Raw genomic sequence first — 19228 nt, forward strand, 5'->3', positions numbered from 1 at the left:
ACATGAGCACCTCGACTGCCGCGGCGGCTGGCAAGATCCAGCCCCGCCTCAAGCAGAAGTACAACGCCGAGATCAAGAAGGCGCTGCAGGACGAGTTCGGCTACGAGAACGTCATGCAGATCCCCGGTCTGGTCAAGGTGGTCGTGAACACCGGTGTCGGCGAGGCCGCTCGCGACAGCAAGGTGATCGATGGTGCGGTCGACGACCTCACCAAGATCACCGGTCAGAAGCCCATCGTCACGAAGGCCCGCAAGTCCATCGCGCAGTTCAAGCTGCGTGAGGGTCAGGCCATCGGCGCGCACGTCACCCTCCGTGGTGACCGCGCGTGGGAGTTCGTCGACCGCCTCGTCAACCTCGCTCTGCCCCGCATCCGCGACTTCCGCGGTCTGTCGGCCAAGCAGTTCGACGGCAACGGCAACTACACCTTCGGTCTTCAGGAGCAGTCCGTGTTCCACGAGATCGACCAGGACCGCATCGACCGCGTGCGTGGTTTCGACATCACGATCGTCACCACCGCCAAGACCGACGACGAGGGCCGTTCGCTGCTGCGCCAGCTCGGCTTCCCGTTCCAGTCGGCCGACGCGCAGGCCTGACCCCCAGGGCCCCCGGGGTTTCCGGGGGCCCTTCATCGAAGGTCGACTGTCGTGTAACGGCAGCCGAAACCTCATGATCGAAAGAAGCAACACATGACGATGACAGACCCGGTCGCAGACATGCTGACCCGTCTGCGCAACGCGAACTCGGCGCACCACGACTCCGTGTCGATGCCGAGCTCGAAGCTCAAGACGAACATCGCCGCCATCCTCAAGCAGGAGGGTTACATCGCCGACTGGAACGTCGAAGACGCTCGTGTCGGCCAGACCCTCAACATGACGCTGAAGTACGGCCCGAACCGCGAGCGGTCGATCGCCGGCATCAAGCGTGTGTCGAAGCCCGGCCTCCGTGTGTACGCGAAGTCGACCGAGGTCCCCACGGTCCTCGGTGGCCTCGGCGTCGCCATCCTGTCCACCTCCTCCGGTCTTCTCACCGACCGTCAGGCCGAGCAGAAGGGCGTCGGCGGGGAAGTCCTCGCCTACGTGTGGTGATCTGACATGTCGCGTATTGGACGTCTTCCCATCGACATCCCCGCCGGCGTCACCGTTTCGGTGAACGGCCGGGAGGTCTCCGTCAAGGGCCCCAAGGGTGAGCTCGCGCTCACCGTGGCACAGCCCCTCGAGGTCGCGGTCGAGGAGAACCAGGTTCTCGTCACCCGCCCCGACGACGAGCGCGAGTCGCGGTCGCTCCACGGCCTGACCCGCACGCTCATCAACAACAACATCATCGGTGTCACCCAGGGCTACACCAAGGGCCTCGAGGTCGTCGGCACGGGTTACCGCGTGGCGCAGAAGGGCAGCTCCGTGGAGTTCGCCCTCGGCTTCTCGCACCCCGTTCTCATCGACCCGCCCGCCGGGATCACCCTCACGGTCGAAGGCAACAACAAGCTCACCGTGAGCGGCATCGACAAGCAGGCCGTCGGCGAGGCCGCCGCCAACATCCGCAAGATCCGCAAGCCCGAGCCCTACAAGGGCAAGGGTGTGCGGTACGCGGGCGAGGTCGTGCGCCGCAAGGCCGGAAAGAGTGGTAAGTAGCCATGGCTGTCAAGACAAAGTCCGTCGCCCGCTCGCGTCGCCACCTGCGTCTTCGCAAGAAGATCGTCGGCACCGAGCTGCGCCCCCGCCTCGTGGTGACGCGTTCCGCCCGCCACGTGTTCGTCCAGGTCGTGGACGACAGCAAGGGTCACACCGTGGCCTCCGCCTCCACCCTCGAGACCGACCTGCGCGGCTTCGACGGTGACAAGACCGCCAAGGCCCGCAAGGTCGGCGAGCTCGTCGCCGAGCGTGCGAAGGCTGCCGGCGTGTCCGACGTCGTGTTCGACCGCGGCGGTAACCGTTACGCCGGTCGCGTCGCCGCGATCGCCGACGGAGCTCGCGAAGGAGGGCTGAACCTGTGAGTGACAACAAGGAGACCGAAGTGACCGAGCAGACTGCACCGGCTGAGGGTGCGGCTGCGGCTCAGGCCCCCGCCGAGCGTGAGCGCGAGCCGCGTCGCGGTGGTCGCGAGCGCAACACCAACCAGCGTGACCGTGGTTCGCGCGACCGCAACGAGAGCCAGTTCCTCGAGCGCGTCGTGACGATCAACCGCGTGTCGAAGGTGGTCAAGGGTGGCCGTCGCTTCAGCTTTACGGCGCTCGTCGTCGTGGGCGATGGCAACGGCGTCGTGGGTGTCGGTTACGGCAAGGCCCGCGAAGTCCCCCTCGCCATCTCGAAGGGTGTCGAAGAGGCCAAGCGCAACTTCTTCCGCGTCCCGCGCTCGGGCTCGACCATTCCCCACCCCGTCCAGGGTGAGGCCGCAGCCGGTGTGGTGCTCCTGCGCCCTGCCGCTGCCGGTACCGGTGTTATCGCCGGTGGTCCGGTCCGCGCCGTCCTCGAGTGCGCCGGCATCCACGATGTCCTCTCGAAGTCGCTCGGCTCGTCGAACACGATCAACATCGTGCACGCGACCGTCGAGGCGCTGAAGTCGCTCGAAGAGCCCCGCGCCGTGGCTGCTCGCCGTGGCCTGGAGTTCGACCAGGTCGCCCCGGCCCGTCTCGTGCGTGCCGAGGCCGCCGCTCAGAAGGTAGGTGCCTGATGGCCGAGCGTCTGAAGGTCACGCAGATCAAGTCCAAGGTGAGCGAGAAGCAGAACCAGCGTGACACGCTGCGTTCGCTCGGTCTCAAGCGGATCGGCGACTCGGTCGTCCGTCCCGACGACGCGCAGACGCGCGGTTACGTCAAGACCGTCGCCCACCTCGTCAAGGTTGAGGAGATCGACTAATGGCTGCCAAGAAGGACGAGACCGCTACGGTCGACGCCCCGAAGAAGGCATCGGCCCGTCAGACGGCCGAGAAGAACGAGGCCCCCGCGGCGCGCCCCGGCGTGCTCAAGGTCCACCACCTGCGTCCCGTCCCGGGTGCTCGTACCGCGAAGACCCGTGTGGGTCGCGGTGAGGGCTCGAAGGGTAAGACGGCCGGTCGCGGTACCAAGGGAACCAAGGCCCGTTACCAGGTCCGCGTCGGCTTCGAGGGTGGGCAGATGCCGCTGCACATGCGCACCCCGAAGCTCCGCGGCTTCAAGAACCCGTTCCGCGTCGAGTACCAGGTCGTGAACCTGGACAAGCTCGGCGAGCTCTACCCGCAGGGTGGCGACGTGACCGTCGCCGACCTGGTGGCCAAGGGCGCCGTCCGCAAGAACGAGAAGGTCAAGGTGCTCGGCACCGGCGACATCTCGGTCGCGCTGACCGTTTCGGTCGACAAGGTCTCCGGCTCCGCTGAGCAGAAGATCGTCGCCGCTGGCGGCTCCGTCAACTGACGCCCGACCCTGGAGGGGCCGGCGGCCTTACGGCCGTCGGCCCCTTCTGGGTTAGTCTGATTTGGTGTGCGCCCTGTCGCGTGCCGAGATCGTTCTGGAGGATTCTCCCTTGTTCAGCGCCATCGCGCGGGTTTTCCGCACGCCCGACCTGAGGCGGAAGATCGCCTTCACGCTGGGCATCATCGCCATTTACCGGCTGGGTGCCCACGTGCCGACGCCTTTCGTCGACTTCCCGAACGTTCAGCAGTGTCTGAACCAGTCGGGCGGTACCGAGGGTCTGCTGTCCCTGGTCAACCTGTTCTCCGGCGGCGCTCTGCTGCAGCTGTCGATCTTCGCTCTCGGCGTCATGCCCTACATCACGGCGACCATCATCGTGCAGCTCCTGCGCGTCGTGATCCCGCACTTCGAGACCCTCTACAAAGAGGGTCAGGCCGGCCAGGCGAAGCTCACGCAGTACACCCGTTACCTGACGATCGCTCTCGCGCTCCTGCAGTCGACGACACTCGTCACGGTCGCCCGCTCGGGTCAGCTCTTCGGCTCGGCCGGTGTGCCCGAGTGCCAGCAGCTGCTCACGAACGACATCTGGTGGGCGCAGCTGCTCATGATCATCACGATGACCGCCGGTACCGGCCTGGTCATGTGGTTCGCGGAGCTCGTCACCGAGCGCGGTGTCGGCAACGGCATGTCGATCCTCATCTTCACCTCGATCGCGGCCACTTTCCCCGGTGCCATGATCTCGATTCTCAACGCCCGTGGCGTCGAGGTCTTCCTCCTCGTGCTCGCCGTGAGCATCGTCATCGTCGCCCTCGTGGTGTTTGTCGAGCAATCGCAACGACGCATCCCCGTGCAGTACGCGAAGCGCATGGTGGGGCGACGGACGTACGGCGGCACGAACACCTACATCCCCATCAAGGTCAACATGGCCGGCGTCGTGCCCGTCATCTTCGCCTCGTCGCTGCTGTACATCCCCGCGCTGATCGCGCAGTTCAACCAGCCGCAGGCGGGCCAGGAACCGGCCCCGTGGGTGACATGGATCTCGCAGTACCTCACGCGCGGCGACCACCCGCTGTACATGCTGGTGTACTTCCTCCTGATCATCGGTTTCGCCTACTTCTACGTCGCGATCACCTTCAACCCGGTCGACGTCGCCGACAACATGAAGAAGTACGGCGGGTTCATCCCCGGCATCCGTGCCGGTCGTCCCACCGCCGAGTACCTCGACTACGTCCTCACGCGCATCACGCTCCCGGGCTCGATCTACCTCGGGCTGATCGCGTTGCTTCCCCTGGTGGCCCTGGCCACCGTGGGCGCCAACCAGAACTTCCCGTTCGGTGGCGCGTCGATCCTCATCATCGTGGGAGTCGGACTCGAGACCGTGAAGCAGATCGACGCGCAGCTCCAGCAGCGCCACTACGAAGGGCTGCTGCGATGACCGCTCGCCTTCTGATCGTCGGGCCGCAGGGTTCGGGCAAGGGAACGCAGGGCGTCCGCGTCGGCGAAGCCCTCGGCATCCCCGTCGTCTCCACCGGCGACGTGTTCCGAGCCAACGTGAAAGACGGCACGGAGCTCGGTCTCCAGGTGAAGTCGATCATCGACGCGGGAGACCTCGTCCCCGACGAGCTCACCAGCGCGGTCGTCCGCGACCGCCTTGCGCAGGCGGATGCCGCCGAGGGCTTCCTACTCGACGGGTACCCGCGCAACCTCGCGCAGGTCATGCACCTCGACGAGTTCCTCGAGGGCCGCGACGAATCGCTCGACGCGGTGATCGCGCTCGTCGTCCCGCGCGAGGAGTCGCTGTCGCGTCTGACGGCGCGCGCCGCGGAGCAGGGCCGCGCCGACGACACCGAAGAAGCGATCGCCACGCGTCTGGGAATCTACGAGCGCGAGACGGCGCCGATCCTCGACGTCTACGGCACGCGTGGCATCGTCGACGAGATCGACGGCGTCGGGACCCTCGACGAGGTCACCGCGCGCGTCTTCGCCGCTCTCGAAGCGCGCGGTATCGCCGCGACCCCGGCCGCCTGACGTGGGATTGCGTTCCTCGATCTACAAGAAGCCCGCTCAGCTGCGGTCGATGATCGAGCCCGGGCTCATCACGGCGGACGCCTTGGATGCCGTGCGCTCGTTGATCGAGCCGGGGGTGACGACCCTCGAGCTCGACGCGGCGGCCTCGTCGCTGATCACGGCGCGCGGGGCGGTGTCGAACTTCCAGATGGTCCGCGGTTACCGGCACACGGTCTGCGCCTCCGTCAACGAGCAGGTGGTCCATGGCATCCCGAACGACCGCCCGCTGCAGGCGGGGGACATCCTCTCGATCGACGCGGGAGCCGAGTTCCGCGGGTGGAACGGCGACTCCGCCTTCACCGTGATCGTGCCCGGTGACGCGCCCGAAGAGCTCGTGGCCCCGCGCCGCCGCCTCTCGGAGGTGACCGAGGGATCGCTGTGGGCGGGCATCGCCGCGCTCAGTCGCGCGAGCCACCTCTCCGAGGTCGGCGCCGCGATCGAGCAGTACATCGACGCCCACGCGCCCGAGGGTGGATACGGAATCCTGCGCGACTACGTGGGGCACGGCATCGGCCGCAAGATGCACGAGTCGCCGAGCATCTTCAATTACGCCGTCGCCGACCGCGGACCCGAGGTGCGCCCCGGCCTGGCGGTCGCGATCGAGCCCATGGTCGTGATCGGCGACCAGCAGACCTTCACCGAAGACGACGGGTGGACCGTGTCGACGGTGGACGGCACAGCCGGCTCCCACTGGGAACATAGTGTCGCCGTGCATGATGGGGGCATCTGGGTCCTCACCGCGCACGACGGCGGTGCCGAGAAACTGGCGCCGTTCGGTGTGGTGCCGAAGGAGATCGACTGATGATGATGGCCGCCGCGCGGAAGACCACCAACTGGTTCGCGATCGGGGTGACCGCCGCCGCATTGGTGGTCGTCCTCATCGTCGGGGGAGTGGTCTGGTTCGCCAACAGTCAGGCGACGTCGCCGGGTACGCTTCCGCAGGCGTCGGCCATCGACACCGAGACCGGTGCGATCTCGGTCGGTACGGGAGAGAAGACGGTCGATACCTACATCGACTTCATGTGCCCCGTCTGCAATTCGTTCGAGCAGGCCTACGGTCCCACCCTTCAGCAGCTGGTCGACGACAGCACCATCACGCTGAAGATCCACCCGATCGCGATCCTCGACAGGCTGTCCCAGGGGACGCAGTACTCGACGCGCGCAGCGAACGCGGCGTACTGCGTCGCGGTGGACAACGCCGCGAACATCCCGGCCTTCGTGAAGGCGCTGTACGCGCAGCAGCCCAAGGAGAACACCGCGGGGCTCGACGACGCCACCCTCGCCTCGATCGCCACCTCTGCGGGGGCGTCGGATGCCGTGTCCTCGTGCATCACGTCGGGCACCTACACGAAGTTCGTGACGGCGATGACGCAGAAGACTCCGCTGCAGCCCAATGCGACGAGCGTTGCGACGCCGACGATCGCCGTCAACGGCACCGTCTTGCAGAATCAGACCGATCTGTCGGGTGACCCGCAGAAGGACATCGTCGCGCGCCTCAACGGCTGACGACACTCCCGGCGAGTTGCCGGGTCGAGCATTACCACGTATGCTTGATCTTTGGTGCGTTGCGCCTTCATTGGCGTGTCGACGTATCGAATCCCCATCCACCGCAGACCGGCCGGTCTGCAACTGAGCGTGAGCGAGTTTATGGCGAAGAAAGACGGTGTCATCGAGATCGAGGGCACGGTGTCCGAAGCACTGCCCAACGCGATGTTCCGTGTCGAGCTGACGAACGGGCACAAAGTGCTCGCGACCATCTCGGGCAAGATGCGGCAGAACTACATCCGCATCATCCCGGAGGACCGCGTCGTCGTCGAGCTGAGCCCCTACGACCTCACACGCGGTCGTATCGTCTACCGCTACCGCTGAGTCCGGCCGAGAAGTAACGACCGCGCCCGCGCGTCGAAGACAGCGAAATCAGGAACATCATGAAGGTCAACCCCTCCGTCAAGCCCATCTGCGACCACTGCAAGGTGATTCGTCGCCACGGGCGCGTGATGGTGATCTGCAAGAGCAACCCGCGCCACAAGCAGCGCCAGGGCTGAGCTTCCAGCTCGACACCTTTCCAACTGAATACACAACGGCAGGATCAGATCCCGTCCGCTCGCGCGGGTGGGGGACACCTCGGGTCGGAGGCCCGAGCACCGATCCTGCTCCACACCTCCACCACACTCTGAGGAGAGCCGCATGGCACGTCTTGCCGGCGTCGACATCCCGCGCGATAAGCGCGTGGTGATCGCACTTACTTACATCTACGGCGTGGGTCGCACCCGCTCCGTCGAGATCCTGAACGCGACGGACATCAGCCACGACATCCGCGTCAAGGACCTCACCGACGACCAGCTGGTCGCCCTGCGCGACCACATCGAAGGCACCTACAAGGTGGAGGGTGACCTCCGTCGCGAGGTCGCCGCCGACATCCGCCGCAAGGTCGAGATCGGTTCCTACGAGGGCCTGCGCCACCGCCGCGGCCTCCCCGTGCGCGGTCAGCGCACGAAGACGAACGCGCGTACCCGCAAGGGTCCCAAGCGCACGGTCGCCGGCAAGAAGAAGGCGCGCTAGGCCTCCGCCGGCGCAGGATTCAGGAGAACCGCACATGGCACAGGCCAAGTCTGCCGCGCGCAAGCCGCGCCGCAAGGAGAAGAAGAACATCGCCGTGGGTCAGGCCCACATCAAGTCGACGTTCAACAACACCATCGTTTCGATCACCGACCCCTCGGGTGCCGTCATCAGCTGGGCTTCGTCCGGCGGTGTCGGGTTCAAGGGCTCGCGCAAGTCGACGCCGTACGCCGCCGGCATGGCCGCGGAGTCGGCCGCTCGCCAGGCGCAGGAGCACGGCGTCAAGAAGGTCGACGTCTTCGTGAAGGGTCCGGGTTCGGGTCGTGAGACCGCGATCCGTTCGCTGACCGCAGCCGGCCTCGAGGTCGGTTCGATCCAGGACGTGACGCCCCAGGCCCACAACGGCTGCCGTCCGCCCAAGCGTCGCCGCGTCTGACGCGTTCCGTTCCCGGAGAGTGCTCGTCGCTCTCCGGGAACGCCGCGCTCACGCGCGATTCAGACTTCCGGATGCCGTGACCCACCGTCGCGGTGTGACACGGCATCCCGCGAGTACAACTCAACACCTCACCCCATTACACGTGTCATATAGCGGGCACGTGATCGAAAGGAACACATAGTGCTCATCGCACAGCGTCCCACTCTGACCGAGGAGAAGATCGGGGAGTTCCGCAGCCGTTTCGTCATCGAGCCGCTGGAGCCCGGTTTCGGTTACACGATCGGCAACGCGCTGCGTCGCAGCCTCCTGTCGTCGATCCCCGGCGCGGCCGTCACGAGCATCCGCATCGACGGCGTCCTGCACGAGTTCAGCACCATCCCGGGCGTGAAGGAAGACGTCACCGAGATCATCCTGAACATCAAGCAGCTGGTCGTCTCGAGCGAGCGGGACGAGCCCATCACGGCGTACCTGCGCAAGACCGGTGCCGGTGAGGTCACCGCCGCCGACATCTCCGCTCCGGCGGGTGTCGAGGTGCACAACCCCGAGCTGGTCATCGCCACGCTGAACGACACGGCGAAGTTCGAGCTCGAGCTGACCATCGAGCGTGGCCGTGGCTACGTCTCGGCGACGCAGAACCGCAACGAGTACGCCGAGGCCGGTCAGATCCCGATCGACTCGATCTACTCGCCCGTCCTCAAGGTCAGCTACCGCGTCGACGCCACCCGTGCCGGTGAGCGCACCGACTTCGACAAGCTGGTCCTCGACGTCGAGTCGAAGGCTTCGATCGCCCCGCGCGACGCCGTGGCCTCCGCCGGTCGTACCCTCGTCGAGCTCTTCGGCCTCGCCCGCGAGCTGAACGTCGAGGCCGAGGGCATCGAGATCGGCCCCGCGCCGGTCGAGACCGTCCTCTCGAACGAGCTGTCGATGCCGATCGAGGATCTCGATCTGTCGGTCCGCTCGTACAACTGCCTCAAGCGCGAGGGCATCAACACCGTCTCGGAGCTGGTCGCCCTTTCCGAGACGCAGCTGATGAACATCCGCAACTTCGGTCAGAAGTCGGTCGACGAGGTCCGCGACAAGCTCACCTCCCTCGGCCTGTCGCTCAAGGACTCCGTGCCCGGCTTCGACGGCGCACAGTTCTACAGCGGCTACGACGAAGAAACCGTCTGACCCCGTCGGACCCGACCGAACCTTCTCCTGGAGTAAAACGACATGCCCAAGCCCACGAAGGGTCCCCGCCTCGGAGGCGGCCCGGCCCACGAGCGTCTGCTTCTCGCGAACCTCGCGGCAGCTCTTTACACGCACAAGTCCATCAAGACGACCGAGACCAAGGCCAAGCGCCTGCGTCCGCTCGCCGAGCGCCTCATCACCTTCGCCAAGCGCGGCGACCTGCACGCGCGTCGTCGTGTGCTAAGCGTCATCGGCGACAAAGAGGTCGTGCACACCCTCTTCACCGAGATCGCGCCGCTGGTGGCCGAGCGTGACGGCGGCTACACCCGCATCACCAAGGTCGGCAACCGCAAGGGCGACAACGCCCCCATGGCCGTGATCGAGCTCGTTCTCGAGCCCGTCGCGAAGAAGGCGTCCAACAAGGCCGCTGCGGCTCCCGCCGCCGCTGCTGCGCCGGTCGCCGAGGAGCCCGTCGCCGACGAGGCCGCCGCCGAGGAGACCTCCACGGACGAGGCCGCCGAAGCCGGCGCCGAGTCGCCCGAAGAGGGCGCTGCCGCTGAGGCTGCCGCCGACGACGCCGTCCAGGACGGCGCCAAGGCCTGAGCCTCTTCGCTCGCACGAAGCCCCCACCCGGATCGGGTGGGGGCTTCGTCGTCTCCGGCGCGGGGCTCGCGCTCGTAGGCTGGACCCCGTGCGCATCCGACTCGACATCGCCTACGACGGCTCGCATTTCCGAGGGTGGGCTCGGCAACCGGGCCTTCGGACCGTGCAGGGCGAGCTGGAGAGCGCGCTCGCGCGCATCGTCGGCGGCGATCCGCGACTCGTCGTCGCCGGACGGACCGATGCAGGAGTCCACGCCGCAGGGCAGGTCGCGCACCTCGACCTCGATGAGGAGCAGGCTGCTCGCCTGCCGCGGCGTCGTCGGGACAACGACGAACTCGACGCGATCGGCGCGCTCGCGGGTCGTCTCCGCGGCGTCCTGGGCGCATACGCCGACGCGACGGTGTCGCGGACCTCGCTCGCGCCCGACGGCTTCGATGCGCGGTTCTCGGCGGTCTGGCGCCGATACAGCTACCGCCTCGCCGACGCGGCGGCGGGATACGATCCGCTCGAGAGGCAGCGGACGACCTACGTTCGCAGCATCCTGGATCTCGAAGCGATGGATGCCGCGGCCTCCCGCCTCATCGGGCTCCACGACTTCGCCGCCTACTGCAAGGCCCGAGAGGAGGCGACGACCATCCGCACCCTTCTCGAGTACGACTGGCATCGAGACGGCGCCGGGGTGCTGGTCGCGAACGTCCGGGCCGATGCCTTCTGCCACAGCATGGTGCGCGCGCTCGTCGGAGCGTGCGTCGCCGTGGGGGAGGGACGCATCGGAATCGACGACGTCGTCGCGATCCGTGAGGCGCGGATGCGGATTCCCGAGACCAAGGTCCTGGCCGCGCGCGGGCTGGTGCTCGCCGAGGTGGGCTACCCCGCAGATGATCTGCTGGCTGCGCGCGCGGAGCAGACCCGGAAGCGTCGGGATGCCGAGTATCCGGCATCCTGATCTGCTCGAAGACCCACGTGCAACCCCTCGTTGACGGTCCACCGGGCGGACGTATGCTGTCATCGCCATGAAGGTCATCTCGTACAACCTCAACAAGCACCGGGCCGCCGGTGAGCTCGTCGCCCTCGTCGAGAAGCACGAGGTGGACGTGCTCTGCCTCCAGGAGTGCGACAGTACGGACATCCCCGAACACATCGGGGGGCTGCGGCTGGCGGACGCCACGCAACGCAACCGTCTCGGCCTCGCCCTCTACTACCGCGAGAACACGTTCCGTGCCGAGGACGTGCGGGCGATCGGTCTGAAGAAGTCCCTGCACGACCGTGTGCTCAAGCCCGCGGAAGAGCGCATGCTCGGCGTGCGGCTGCGCGACATCGACCACGGGCGCGACGTCATCGTGGCGTCGTTCCACGCGGCGCCGCTGACGGCGCTCAACTCCCTGCGGCGACACCAGATCCGCACCGCCCTGTCCGAGCTGCAGAACCTCGGGCCGGGTCTGCCCGCGCTCATGGTGGGGGACTACAACTACCCGGTCTTCAAGGAGAACCTCGGCCAGAAGGTCCGTGACCAGGGGTACGAGCTGACGCTCAGCGACACCCGCACGTATACGCGGTACCGCTTCTTCCGGGGCCACTACGATTTCGCGACGTCGATCGGTTTCGACATCGCGCACATCAAGACCCTGCCGCAGGGGCTCAGCGACCACCTGCCCATCCTCATCACCGCCGAGGTGGCGCAGGGGCGCACGCCGGGGCCGCTCTGAGGTCGTCGGGAGTTGGCTAGTCGGCGACGGCCCTCCCTCTCGTCCGCGCGTCGCACGTTGCGGGTGACGCGCGGAGGCGTACCCCCGAGCGCAGATGTCGTCGACCCGCCGACCTCGTGCGGCAGCCACCTAAACTGGGGAAAACGATCCGGGGAGGATTCATGGGGCTCGGAGAGCGTCGCGGCAGGGCAGGAATCGGCGTTGCCGTGGCGGTGTCGGCCCTTGTCGGTCTCACCGGCTGTGGAGCGCCGCCGTGGGCCCAGGGCGGAGCTCAGGCTCCCGAGTCGCCGTCGGCGGCGGCGACGGCGACCGCCGCGCCGCAGCCCGTCCGCAACGACCTGTCGAGCGGCTCCACCCAGCGCTCCCTGACGGCCGGCTCCGTGGCCGCCACCGTGAACTATTGGTCGACCCTCTCGATGGATCGGTGGACGGCGACGGCTCTCAAACCCGTCAATCTGTCGATGGAGACGACGGTGACGCCCAACGACGGGCAGAAGGTGTATCTGCAGCGGGCCACGATGACGGCGGTCCCGGGTAATGCCTCGCAGTCTTTCACGGCGCTCGCCCCGCAAAGCGATCAGACCGATGCGCCCGGGTACCTCGTTCTTTCGCCGTACAGCTATTCGCAGACGTTCAACGTCGGCGAAGTACCCGCGGAGGCGACGTTCGTCACCCTGCAATTCACGTACGAGTTCCTCGTGCAGACGACCCCGACCTCGAATGAATTCGCCAAGCAGACGGCGAGCGACACCCTCACCGTGGCAATCGCGGGCGGCGGCGACGCCGGCTGATCACGGGCGGACACGCTCCCACCGATCGCCGCCCTGCCGGGTGGCCTCGCCCGCCGCAGCATCCGCGTCTCTGATGAGGGCGGTCAGGTCGTAGTCGGCTGTCTCCGCAGGCACCCAGCCGATGCTCGCCGAGAGCTGGATGTCGATGTGATCGGAGACATCGAGTTCGGTGACGAGCCGAAGAAGGCCGCGCACGTGTTCGCGCAGCACCGCGTCCGGGCGGGAGACGACGACGACCACGCGTCCTCCGATCTCCCGGCCCAGGTCCGCCTCGGCAGGGAAGGTATCGGCGACGAGGCCCTCGAACTGACTCACGAGGCGGAGCCAGCCGCTTTCGCCGGCGGCGCTGCGCAGCTGGGCGGGATCGTCGAGCTGGACCGTCAGCACGGCCCACGACTGCTCGCGGAGGCGACGGGCTCGAGCCAGGCGATCCGTGGCGGTCACGACGAAATGCGGCCAGCTGGAGGCCGCCCGGCGCCCGCTCGGAGACACCGAGGTGAAGTACAGCAGCGAGATGGTGGCGCACACGAGGAAGACGAGCATGCCCAGGCTGTTCAGCACGCGAGGCAGCGCCAGGTCGCCGATCGTCGCGGGGGCCGCGAGTCCGGAGACGAGCGTGCCGACGCCGAGGGCGACGAAGGCCGCGGAGACGATCGTGAGCGGCAGCGCCAACCTCTCGAGACGGTCGGCGGCGAGGCGGAGTTCCCAGACCGTGAGCCCCGCGAAGACGGAGGAGGCCACGAACGCCAAGCGGAAAGCCAGACCGTAAGCGGCGGTATCGGTCACCAGAATGAAGACCACGGCCGTCACCACCGCCTGCGCGCCGCCCACCCAGGGGAAGGCCCGGACACCGCGTCGGGCCCGGAAACCCGACCAGATCAGGGCGGGGGCGCCCAGCATGAGGCCGAGGCCTGCGCGTCGGACCGTCTCTTCGCTCAGGATGGCACCGGTCACCGAGACCCAGGTGCTCGACATCGCCAGGACGAAGGCCAGCGACCACAGCAGGGCCGAACGCGAGGGGCGGTGGAGGAATCCCAGGCCGATGATCATGACGGTGCCGAGGGTGGCGACCGTCGCCTGCGCCAGCCCCAGGTTCGACAGGAGCTCGGAGGTCATCACGACGTTCCGGCTTCGACGCGGGTGGGAAGGATGACCGTCACCGTGGTGCCGGCGCCCAACTCGCTCTCGAGGAAGAGAGAACCTCCCTGGTCCTCGACGATGCTGCGGATGATGCCCATGCCGAGGCCCGTGCCGGGGGTGGGACTCTCCCGCACCGATTGCGCGCGGAAGTACGGGTCGAAGACCCGCTCGAGGTCGTCGGGGTGGATGCCGATGCCGGTGTCGGCGAAATGGAGAATGACGTCGTCAGGGGAGACCTCGCCGGAGATGCGTATCGTGCCGCCCGCCGGCGTGTACTTGATCGCATTGCTCAGAATGTTGTCGAACGCCTGACGAAGGCGGAACGCGTCTCCGACCACCTCGGCGGCATCGGGCAGATCGTCGATCACACTCACGCGGCGAGCCGCTGCGGCAGGGCGGAAGGACGCCAGCGACGAGGCGATGATGCGGCTCGCGTCGGCCGCGGCGGGGGAGGAGGTCTCGCGGAACACCCCTCTCGAGGTGGCGAGGATCTCGGAGATGAGCTTCTGCATCCGTTCGCCGGCCCCGGCGATCACCTCGAACTGCTCACGCACCTTCGGCGAGAGGTCGGGGTCGTCGAGAGCGAGATCGGCGTGACCGATGATGGCGGTCAGCGGATTGCGCAGCTCGTGCGAGACGGTCGCCGCGAGTCGCTCGCGTGCGCGTTCCGACTCGATGAGCGCGGTGATGTCATGGACGATGAGCAGCGTGCTCTCCGGCTCATCGGAGGAGATCAGCCGGCGCGTCGACGCGGACAGGGCGTGCCACTCGCCGTGGGGATCGAACAGCCAGACCCGCTCGTCCTCGAACTGTTCGCCTCGCGATGCCCGTGCGAAGGGACGCTCGGCCTCGGGGAGGGGTTCGCCCCGGAGAGTCGCGTACTCGACCGCCGCCCCCGGGCGTTGCGGCTCGTCGCGCTCGACCCCGTACAGAGCGACGTACGTGTCGTTCAGCGCCAACACCTCGCCGTCCACCGAGAGGCGGGCGATGCCGGTGTCGAGTCCGTTCAGCATCTGCGAGACGCGGCGTTCCTGCCCGGAGACGCGTTGGAGAGTCCCCTGCAACCGGCTCGCCTGACGACGCAACAGCTGCTTGAACGCTCGAGTCTGCCGCGCGGAGAGGAAGGAGGTGATGGCGATGAAGGTCAGGGACAGCAGAACGACGATCAATCGGAGCGCTGTCACCGGACCGGAGGCGTTCACCGTGGCATCCACGACGATGATCACGCCCACCGCGCTGAGCCCCGAGATGAGATAGACGAGAGTGAAATGGGTGGCGATCCAGATGATCGGGAAGACCCAGAAGTAACCGAAGCGCAGGTCGGTGCCGAAGCTCAGAAGGCCGATGCCGACGATGTCGCCGAAGGGGATGGCCGCGACCGCGGATCGGGGGACCTTCTGCCAGGGGACGACGATGGCTATCGCCGTCAGAGCGATGATGACACCCACCCCGGAGGAGAAGGGCCAGAGCGAGAACAGGGACGGCTCGAGGGCCTGGACGAGCAGCACCGTGATGACCACGCTCGCCCCCAGCACGAGCTGGAGAAGCCACACCGACCGGGTCCGGCTGCCCGGATTGCTCGCGTCGTCCGCGGGAACGCCCCCCGGAGGAACCGCCGGAGGGACGCTCCTCATGGATGCCATTCTCCGAGTGTATAGAGAGTGGTGTAGTCTTCTGCGCGCCATCCTGTCTCTGCTCGCCGCGCGTGGTTTCCGATCACGCCGTCCGGTCAGACTCCCCCTGAGGCCTGCAGCCCGCAGCGTGATGGTCGATCATCGACCTTTCGCGCGTTCCCGCGCCCTTCCTCAGGAGACACCTGTGAGCATGCCCTCTCGCCGCCGTGTGCGCGCCGCAGTCGCGACCGTGGTTCTCGCCCTCGTCGCGCCGGCCGTCCTCAGCGGCTGCAGCCAGATCACCGACGTGCTCGGTGCCTTTCCCGGACAGGCGGGGAGCAATCAGTCCGTCGTCGTGGCGACGCCCGCGCCCCAGGCGTCCGCGGGCACGAAGCCCTTCGACTCGCAGTTCACCTACGACGGGTCGGTGCGGTTGACCTCGCAAGTCGCGGACGGACTCGAACTACGCCTCGACGTGTGGGCGGTCGACCCCAAGCGCACCATGGAGTGGACGGCGACGAACGAGAAGCAGTTCGGTTTCGCCGTCAACATCGTCGACAACCGCGTCGACGAGAAGGCCGTGCTGGCGCAGAAGCGCCGGGTCTACGTGTCGTCGATCTCCATCACCTCGCAGACGGCGCAGACCGGGGGGCAGGTCTCGAACCCGTTCCAGTTCACCGCGGACCCGCGCACCCTGGTGCCCTCGGACACCCTGCGTTCGGACCGAGGACTCCTGCTCAACAGCTTCCAGGGTGGGCTCCTCGTCCCCACGACGTCCATCCGTCAGCTCCCGGCCGATACGTACGGCATCACCCTCGAGTTCGCGATGAACGTGGCCGTCGAAGGGACGGCGAACACGGACTCCTCCTTCAGCCAGCAGACCGTGTACCAGTACCTTCCCATCGCGATCTTCGCGGACGAGGGGCAGACGTCGAGCGGTCAGAGCACGGGGACGACGAACTCGACGGGACGTGCTCCGGGCTGGGGGACGTCCACGAACCAGGGCTGAACCCGCTCAGTCGCTGCCCGACCGCCACAGGCGCGGGCGTGACCGTCGGCTCTCCATGAGCCAGGAGAGGTCATCGACGTCACGGACCAGGTGATGTTCGAAGACGAGGTCGGGAACGTCGTCGTAGTCGATGGAGGGCATGCGTCGCGCGAACGCGCTCCTCAGCGACTCCTCGACCTCCGCCGCGGTCATCACCGTGGGGTGGACGACGAAGACCGTGTCGCGGATCGGCATGCCGGTCACGACGTCCGCAATGACGTCGGCGGCCGCATCCGCCACCGTGCGCAGCATCGTGTCGCCGCGCTCGCCGCTGTGCGCGGCCCGGATCAGGTCGATCTCGGGTACACGGACGAGGGTCGCACGAACGCCCGGGTGCTCCACGAGGAGGCGGGCGGTCTCGCGTCGAAGAGTCCCCCGATCGTGCGCGCGTGTGCCGGGGGCGGGATCGTCATCGAGCTGGCGACCGATCCACACGGCGCCGACGGAGACCAGCGCGATTGCGATCGCGCTCGCGGCAGCCGTCGTCTCGGGGGAGACCGGGCCGTCGCGCAGAAGGGGCGTCATCCCGAAGGCGGCGACCACGACGAGGCGGGAGAGGTTGTACGCGGCGTAGAGGCTGAGGGTCCACGAGAGCAGGCGGGCCCCGCCGAGGTCACCGAGCGGCGTTCGAGCGCACTCCAGGGCGCCGAGCGCGGAGAACACGACCAGGCCGGCCGTCTTCAACAACGTCGCGTCGTCGAGGGGGACGAGGAACGTCAAGCCGAAGAGCAGGATGCCGCCTGCGCCCGTGCTGACGGCGCCGATCGCGCGTCGGCCGTTCAGCCGTCGCGCACCCGCCCAGAGAAGGCCGACCGCCATGACGTTGGTCGCGTTCCCGGCGGCCGCGGCGGCGACGGAGTCCCACGCTGTCTCGATCACGTTCATCGCCCCGCACACGAGGGCGGCGAGCGCGGACATCCCGAAGTAGTGGACCATGTCGGCGCGCGCCCCGCCCCGGTCGTCCTCGGGGCGGCCGTGCGCGAGGAACAGCATGGTGAGGGCGACGCCCGCGGCGGCGATGGATGCCAGCAGGGCGAGGACGATCACGGACGGTCGTCTCCTTCAGGTGTCCGGCGCAATCTTGAGCGAATCTTGCGGGGACGGTGGTCATGTGCAGCGGTCGTCTTGCGGCGAACCTACCAGAGTGGGACTCGGCCGATACGCCGCGAGAAACGACAGGAAGACACCGCCATGACCGATGCGCGCAGCTTCACCTCCCACGCCCGGGACTACGACATGCACCCGGGTGAGCTGGGCGCCGCCGGTGAGCACGGCTTCGCCGACGACTTCGCCGCCGTCCTGGAGAACACCTCGGTGCACCGTTCGACGATCGGCTGCGTCATCCCCGCCTACAACGAGGAAGAGTCCATCGCCGACGTCATCGAGGCGCTGCTCGCTCAGACCCGGGTGCCGGATGTCATCCACGTGGTCGTCAACAACACCTCCGACGCCACGGTGAAGATCGCGTCCGAGTACAGCGGTCCGCACGAGCTGCACACCGAGCTCGGAGAGCAGTTCACCGAGGTCTTCGTCCACGACATCGGAAAGAACCCCGACAAGAAGGTCGGCGCGCTGAACTACGGGTACTCGCTCGTTGAGGGCTACGACTACCTCCTCGGCGTCGATGGCGACACCATCGCCGACAGCAAGGCCGTCGAGTACCTCGAGACCGAGGCCATCTCCGACTCCCGCATCGGCGGGATCTCGGCGATCTACACGATCGACGACAAGCCCATCAAGGGCCTCGTGGCGCGGTTCCTCACCGCCGGCCAGCGCACGCAGTTCGCGGCCTTCAACCTGCAGAACATGCTGCGAGGCCGCAACATGGCGGTGTTGGGCGGTCAGTTCTCGATCTTCTCCACCAACGCGCTGCGCGACGCGATGAAGCAGAACCACCAGAGCACCCCGTGGGTGAAGGACTCCGAGGTCGAGGATTCCCTCCTGTCCTTGCAGATCAAGAGCGCCGGCTACCTCACCAAGATCAGCCCCTACGCTCGCGCCGACGTGGGTGGCATGACCACGCTGTCCGGTTACGACGCGCAGCAGGTGAAGTGGACCTATGGAGCCATCGAGCTCATGTGGCCGGGCCAGCGCGGCGACACCAAGGGCCAGCCGTTCCACCCGAACCTGCGTCTGCGGTGGTTCGAGAACTTCGGCATGCTCACCAACCTCTTCGTCCGCGTGGCCTTCCTGACGCTCCTGGCGGGCTCGCTGACCATCCACGCCTTCGTGTTCTCTCCGCTGTGGCTGATCCCCCCGGTGATCGCCATGCTGCTGAACCTCCGCATCGCCCGCACGATGAAGAACGTCGACCGCACGGACGTCTTGTTCGCGGTGCTGTTCTTCCCCGCCGAGATCTTCATGTGGATCCGGATCAGCCACTTCGTGCGCTCGTGGACCCGCTTCCTCTCGCGCAAGAAGGTCGACAACTGGGCGATGCAGGCCAAGGCCGAACGCGGTGGCGGTCTCGGACACTGGACGCCGATGGTCGTGCTCATCGCCGTCGCCATCGCCCTCGCGGTCATCTGGGTGATGGTCGGACCCATGGTGCAGTCGTCGATCCTGTGGATCGGCTGGCCCATCGTCGGTGTCGTGACCGTTCTGCAGACCCTCCTCATGTTCTCCAAGCTCGTCCGGCGCCACCACGGCTTCAAGGTCTGACGGACACACGATCTGATACGCCCGAACGCATCAGAAACACGGATGCCTCGGC

General features: G+C 67.3%; 25 protein-coding genes. 22 read left to right on the top strand and 3 right to left on the bottom strand.

The features are described 5' to 3' along the window. Nucleotides 1-2 precede the first annotated feature (2 nt). The 20 genes from rplE (at nt 3) to J2X55_RS05195 (ending at nt 12714) form a co-directional block, all read left to right on the top strand. Complete coding sequence (gene rplE / locus J2X55_RS05100) at nt 3-593, top strand: 50S ribosomal protein L5 (RefSeq protein ID WP_056226265.1); 591 nt, start codon at nt 3-5, stop codon at nt 591-593. 93 nt (nt 594-686) lie between these two features. Then, a complete protein-coding gene (gene rpsH, locus J2X55_RS05105; RefSeq protein ID WP_094736305.1) occupies nt 687-1085 on the top strand; it encodes a 30S ribosomal protein S8 in 399 nt (132 codons plus the stop codon). 6 nt (nt 1086-1091) lie between these two features. Then, nucleotides 1092-1628: a 50S ribosomal protein L6 gene (rplF, locus tag J2X55_RS05110; RefSeq protein WP_103206779.1), complete on the top strand. Its 537-nt coding sequence runs from the start codon at nt 1092-1094 to the stop codon at nt 1626-1628. A gap of 2 nt (nt 1629-1630) precedes the next feature. After that, the gene (rplR, locus tag J2X55_RS05115; RefSeq protein ID WP_056226271.1) at nt 1631-1990 is read left to right on the top strand and encodes a 50S ribosomal protein L18; all 360 of its coding nucleotides are present in this window, start codon (nt 1631-1633) and stop codon (nt 1988-1990) included. After that, nucleotides 1987-2667: a 30S ribosomal protein S5 gene (gene rpsE / locus J2X55_RS05120; RefSeq protein ID WP_056226274.1), complete on the top strand. Its 681-nt coding sequence runs from the start codon at nt 1987-1989 to the stop codon at nt 2665-2667. Before rplR ends, rpsE begins: the two co-directional genes overlap by 4 nt. After that, a complete protein-coding gene (gene rpmD / locus J2X55_RS05125; protein WP_013583998.1) occupies nt 2667-2852 on the top strand; it encodes a 50S ribosomal protein L30 in 186 nt (61 codons plus the stop codon). The genes rpsE and rpmD overlap by 1 nt, the downstream gene beginning before the upstream one ends. Next, the gene (gene rplO, locus J2X55_RS05130; RefSeq protein WP_115915918.1) at nt 2852-3385 is read left to right on the top strand and encodes a 50S ribosomal protein L15; all 534 of its coding nucleotides are present in this window, start codon (nt 2852-2854) and stop codon (nt 3383-3385) included. The genes rpmD and rplO overlap by 1 nt, the downstream gene beginning before the upstream one ends. Nucleotides 3386-3494: 109 nt before the next feature. Further along, nucleotides 3495-4817 (top strand): preprotein translocase subunit SecY, encoded by a 1323-nt coding sequence (gene secY, locus J2X55_RS05135; RefSeq protein WP_056226277.1) that lies wholly within the window; start codon nt 3495-3497, stop codon nt 4815-4817. Next, nucleotides 4814-5410, top strand: coding sequence for an adenylate kinase (locus J2X55_RS05140; protein WP_210110731.1), 597 nt, complete (start codon nt 4814-4816; stop codon nt 5408-5410). Before secY ends, J2X55_RS05140 begins: the two co-directional genes overlap by 4 nt. Before the next feature lies 1 nt (nt 5411). Further along, entirely contained in the window at nt 5412-6251 is an 840-nt protein-coding gene (gene map, locus J2X55_RS05145) for a type I methionyl aminopeptidase (protein WP_115915916.1), read from the top strand. Next, nucleotides 6251-6955, top strand: a complete 705-nt coding sequence (locus J2X55_RS05150) for a thioredoxin domain-containing protein (protein ID WP_181906357.1) — start codon at nt 6251-6253, stop codon at nt 6953-6955. Before map ends, J2X55_RS05150 begins: the two co-directional genes overlap by 1 nt. A 141-nt stretch (nt 6956-7096) precedes the next feature. After that, nucleotides 7097-7318 (top strand): translation initiation factor IF-1, encoded by a 222-nt coding sequence (gene infA, locus J2X55_RS05155; RefSeq protein WP_013583992.1) that lies wholly within the window; start codon nt 7097-7099, stop codon nt 7316-7318. Between the two features lie 59 nt (nt 7319-7377). After that, nucleotides 7378-7494 (top strand): 50S ribosomal protein L36, encoded by a 117-nt coding sequence (gene rpmJ, locus J2X55_RS05160; RefSeq protein WP_005050492.1) that lies wholly within the window; start codon nt 7378-7380, stop codon nt 7492-7494. Nucleotides 7495-7636: 142 nt separating this feature from the next. After that, nucleotides 7637-8011 carry a 30S ribosomal protein S13 gene (gene rpsM / locus J2X55_RS05165; RefSeq protein WP_115915915.1) on the top strand — a complete coding sequence of 125 codons (375 nt, stop codon included), beginning with the start codon at nt 7637-7639 and terminating at the stop codon, nt 8009-8011. Nucleotides 8012-8045: 34 nt separating this feature from the next. After that, nucleotides 8046-8444 (top strand): 30S ribosomal protein S11, encoded by a 399-nt coding sequence (rpsK, locus tag J2X55_RS05170; protein WP_013583990.1) that lies wholly within the window; start codon nt 8046-8048, stop codon nt 8442-8444. Nucleotides 8445-8624: 180 nt separating this feature from the next. Then, nucleotides 8625-9614, top strand: coding sequence for a DNA-directed RNA polymerase subunit alpha (locus J2X55_RS05175; RefSeq protein ID WP_056226291.1), 990 nt, complete (start codon nt 8625-8627; stop codon nt 9612-9614). A 42-nt stretch (nt 9615-9656) separates the two neighbouring features. Then, nucleotides 9657-10217 (top strand): 50S ribosomal protein L17, encoded by a 561-nt coding sequence (gene rplQ / locus J2X55_RS05180; RefSeq protein ID WP_309822175.1) that lies wholly within the window; start codon nt 9657-9659, stop codon nt 10215-10217. 88 nt (nt 10218-10305) lie between these two features. After that, on the top strand, nt 10306-11163 hold the full coding sequence (gene truA / locus J2X55_RS05185) for a tRNA pseudouridine(38-40) synthase TruA (protein WP_309822177.1): 858 nt from the start codon (nt 10306-10308) through the stop codon (nt 11161-11163). 67 nt (nt 11164-11230) lie between these two features. Next, nucleotides 11231-11923, top strand: coding sequence for an endonuclease/exonuclease/phosphatase family protein (locus J2X55_RS05190; protein ID WP_309822179.1), 693 nt, complete (start codon nt 11231-11233; stop codon nt 11921-11923). A 161-nt stretch (nt 11924-12084) separates the two neighbouring features. Then, nucleotides 12085-12714: a hypothetical protein gene (locus tag J2X55_RS05195; protein WP_181906356.1), complete on the top strand. Its 630-nt coding sequence runs from the start codon at nt 12085-12087 to the stop codon at nt 12712-12714. Here J2X55_RS05195 and J2X55_RS05200 read toward each other — a convergent pair whose 3' ends face one another. Next, the gene (locus J2X55_RS05200; protein WP_309822181.1) at nt 12715-13830 is read right to left on the bottom strand and encodes a hypothetical protein; all 1116 of its coding nucleotides are present in this window, start codon (nt 13828-13830) and stop codon (nt 12715-12717) included. Continuing rightward, nucleotides 13830-15497, bottom strand: coding sequence for a PAS domain-containing sensor histidine kinase (locus J2X55_RS05205; protein WP_309822184.1), 1668 nt, complete (start codon nt 15495-15497; stop codon nt 13830-13832). Before J2X55_RS05205 ends, J2X55_RS05200 begins: the two co-directional genes overlap by 1 nt. Before the next feature lie 181 nt (nt 15498-15678). On the opposite strand from J2X55_RS05205, the gene J2X55_RS05210 reads away from it, so the two are divergent. Then, nucleotides 15679-16476, top strand: coding sequence for a fructose 1,6-bisphosphatase (locus J2X55_RS05210; RefSeq protein ID WP_309823011.1), 798 nt, complete (start codon nt 15679-15681; stop codon nt 16474-16476). A gap of 6 nt (nt 16477-16482) precedes the next feature. On the opposite strand, the gene J2X55_RS05215 is transcribed toward J2X55_RS05210, so the two are convergent. Continuing rightward, nucleotides 16483-17562 carry a hypothetical protein gene (locus J2X55_RS05215; RefSeq protein WP_309822185.1) on the bottom strand — a complete coding sequence of 360 codons (1080 nt, stop codon included), beginning with the start codon at nt 17560-17562 and terminating at the stop codon, nt 16483-16485. Between the two features lie 144 nt (nt 17563-17706). On the opposite strand from J2X55_RS05215, the gene J2X55_RS05220 reads away from it, so the two are divergent. Further along, nucleotides 17707-19176, top strand: coding sequence for a glycosyltransferase (locus J2X55_RS05220; protein ID WP_396653242.1), 1470 nt, complete (start codon nt 17707-17709; stop codon nt 19174-19176). Nucleotides 19177-19228: the final 52 nt, after the last annotated feature.

This window comes from Microbacterium sp. 1154, assembly GCF_031455375.1.
Lineage (GTDB): Bacteria > Actinomycetota > Actinomycetes > Actinomycetales > Microbacteriaceae > Microbacterium.

Excerpts from the sequence above, each read along its gene's own strand:
- rpsM (WP_115915915.1), top strand. The coding sequence starts at position 7,637 with ATGGCACGTCTTGCCGGCGTCGACATCCCGCGCGATAAGCGCGTGGTG.
- J2X55_RS05210 (WP_309823011.1), top strand. The coding sequence starts at position 15,679 with ATGCCCTCTCGCCGCCGTGTGCGCGCCGCAGTCGCGACCGTGGTTCTC.
- rplF (WP_103206779.1), top strand. The coding sequence starts at position 1,092 with ATGTCGCGTATTGGACGTCTTCCCATCGACATCCCCGCCGGCGTCACC.
- J2X55_RS05140 (WP_210110731.1), top strand. The coding sequence starts at position 4,814 with ATGACCGCTCGCCTTCTGATCGTCGGGCCGCAGGGTTCGGGCAAGGGA.
- rpsH (WP_094736305.1), top strand. The coding sequence starts at position 687 with ATGACGATGACAGACCCGGTCGCAGACATGCTGACCCGTCTGCGCAAC.
- J2X55_RS05220 (WP_396653242.1), top strand. The coding sequence starts at position 17,707 with ATGACCGATGCGCGCAGCTTCACCTCCCACGCCCGGGACTACGACATG.
- J2X55_RS05200 (WP_309822181.1), bottom strand. The coding sequence starts at position 13,830 with ATGACCTCCGAGCTCCTGTCGAACCTGGGGCTGGCGCAGGCGACGGTC.
- rpsK (WP_013583990.1), top strand. The coding sequence starts at position 8,046 with ATGGCACAGGCCAAGTCTGCCGCGCGCAAGCCGCGCCGCAAGGAGAAG.
- rpmD (WP_013583998.1), top strand. The coding sequence starts at position 2,667 with ATGGCCGAGCGTCTGAAGGTCACGCAGATCAAGTCCAAGGTGAGCGAG.
- J2X55_RS05150 (WP_181906357.1), top strand. The coding sequence starts at position 6,251 with ATGATGATGGCCGCCGCGCGGAAGACCACCAACTGGTTCGCGATCGGG.
- rplR (WP_056226271.1), top strand. The coding sequence starts at position 1,631 with ATGGCTGTCAAGACAAAGTCCGTCGCCCGCTCGCGTCGCCACCTGCGT.
- rplE (WP_056226265.1), top strand. The coding sequence starts at position 3 with ATGAGCACCTCGACTGCCGCGGCGGCTGGCAAGATCCAGCCCCGCCTC.
- infA (WP_013583992.1), top strand. The coding sequence starts at position 7,097 with ATGGCGAAGAAAGACGGTGTCATCGAGATCGAGGGCACGGTGTCCGAA.
- rplQ (WP_309822175.1), top strand. The coding sequence starts at position 9,657 with ATGCCCAAGCCCACGAAGGGTCCCCGCCTCGGAGGCGGCCCGGCCCAC.
- J2X55_RS05205 (WP_309822184.1), bottom strand. The coding sequence starts at position 15,497 with ATGGCATCCATGAGGAGCGTCCCTCCGGCGGTTCCTCCGGGGGGCGTT.
- rpmJ (WP_005050492.1), top strand. The coding sequence starts at position 7,378 with ATGAAGGTCAACCCCTCCGTCAAGCCCATCTGCGACCACTGCAAGGTG.
- rplO (WP_115915918.1), top strand. The coding sequence starts at position 2,852 with ATGGCTGCCAAGAAGGACGAGACCGCTACGGTCGACGCCCCGAAGAAG.
- J2X55_RS05190 (WP_309822179.1), top strand. The coding sequence starts at position 11,231 with ATGAAGGTCATCTCGTACAACCTCAACAAGCACCGGGCCGCCGGTGAG.
- J2X55_RS05195 (WP_181906356.1), top strand. The coding sequence starts at position 12,085 with ATGGGGCTCGGAGAGCGTCGCGGCAGGGCAGGAATCGGCGTTGCCGTG.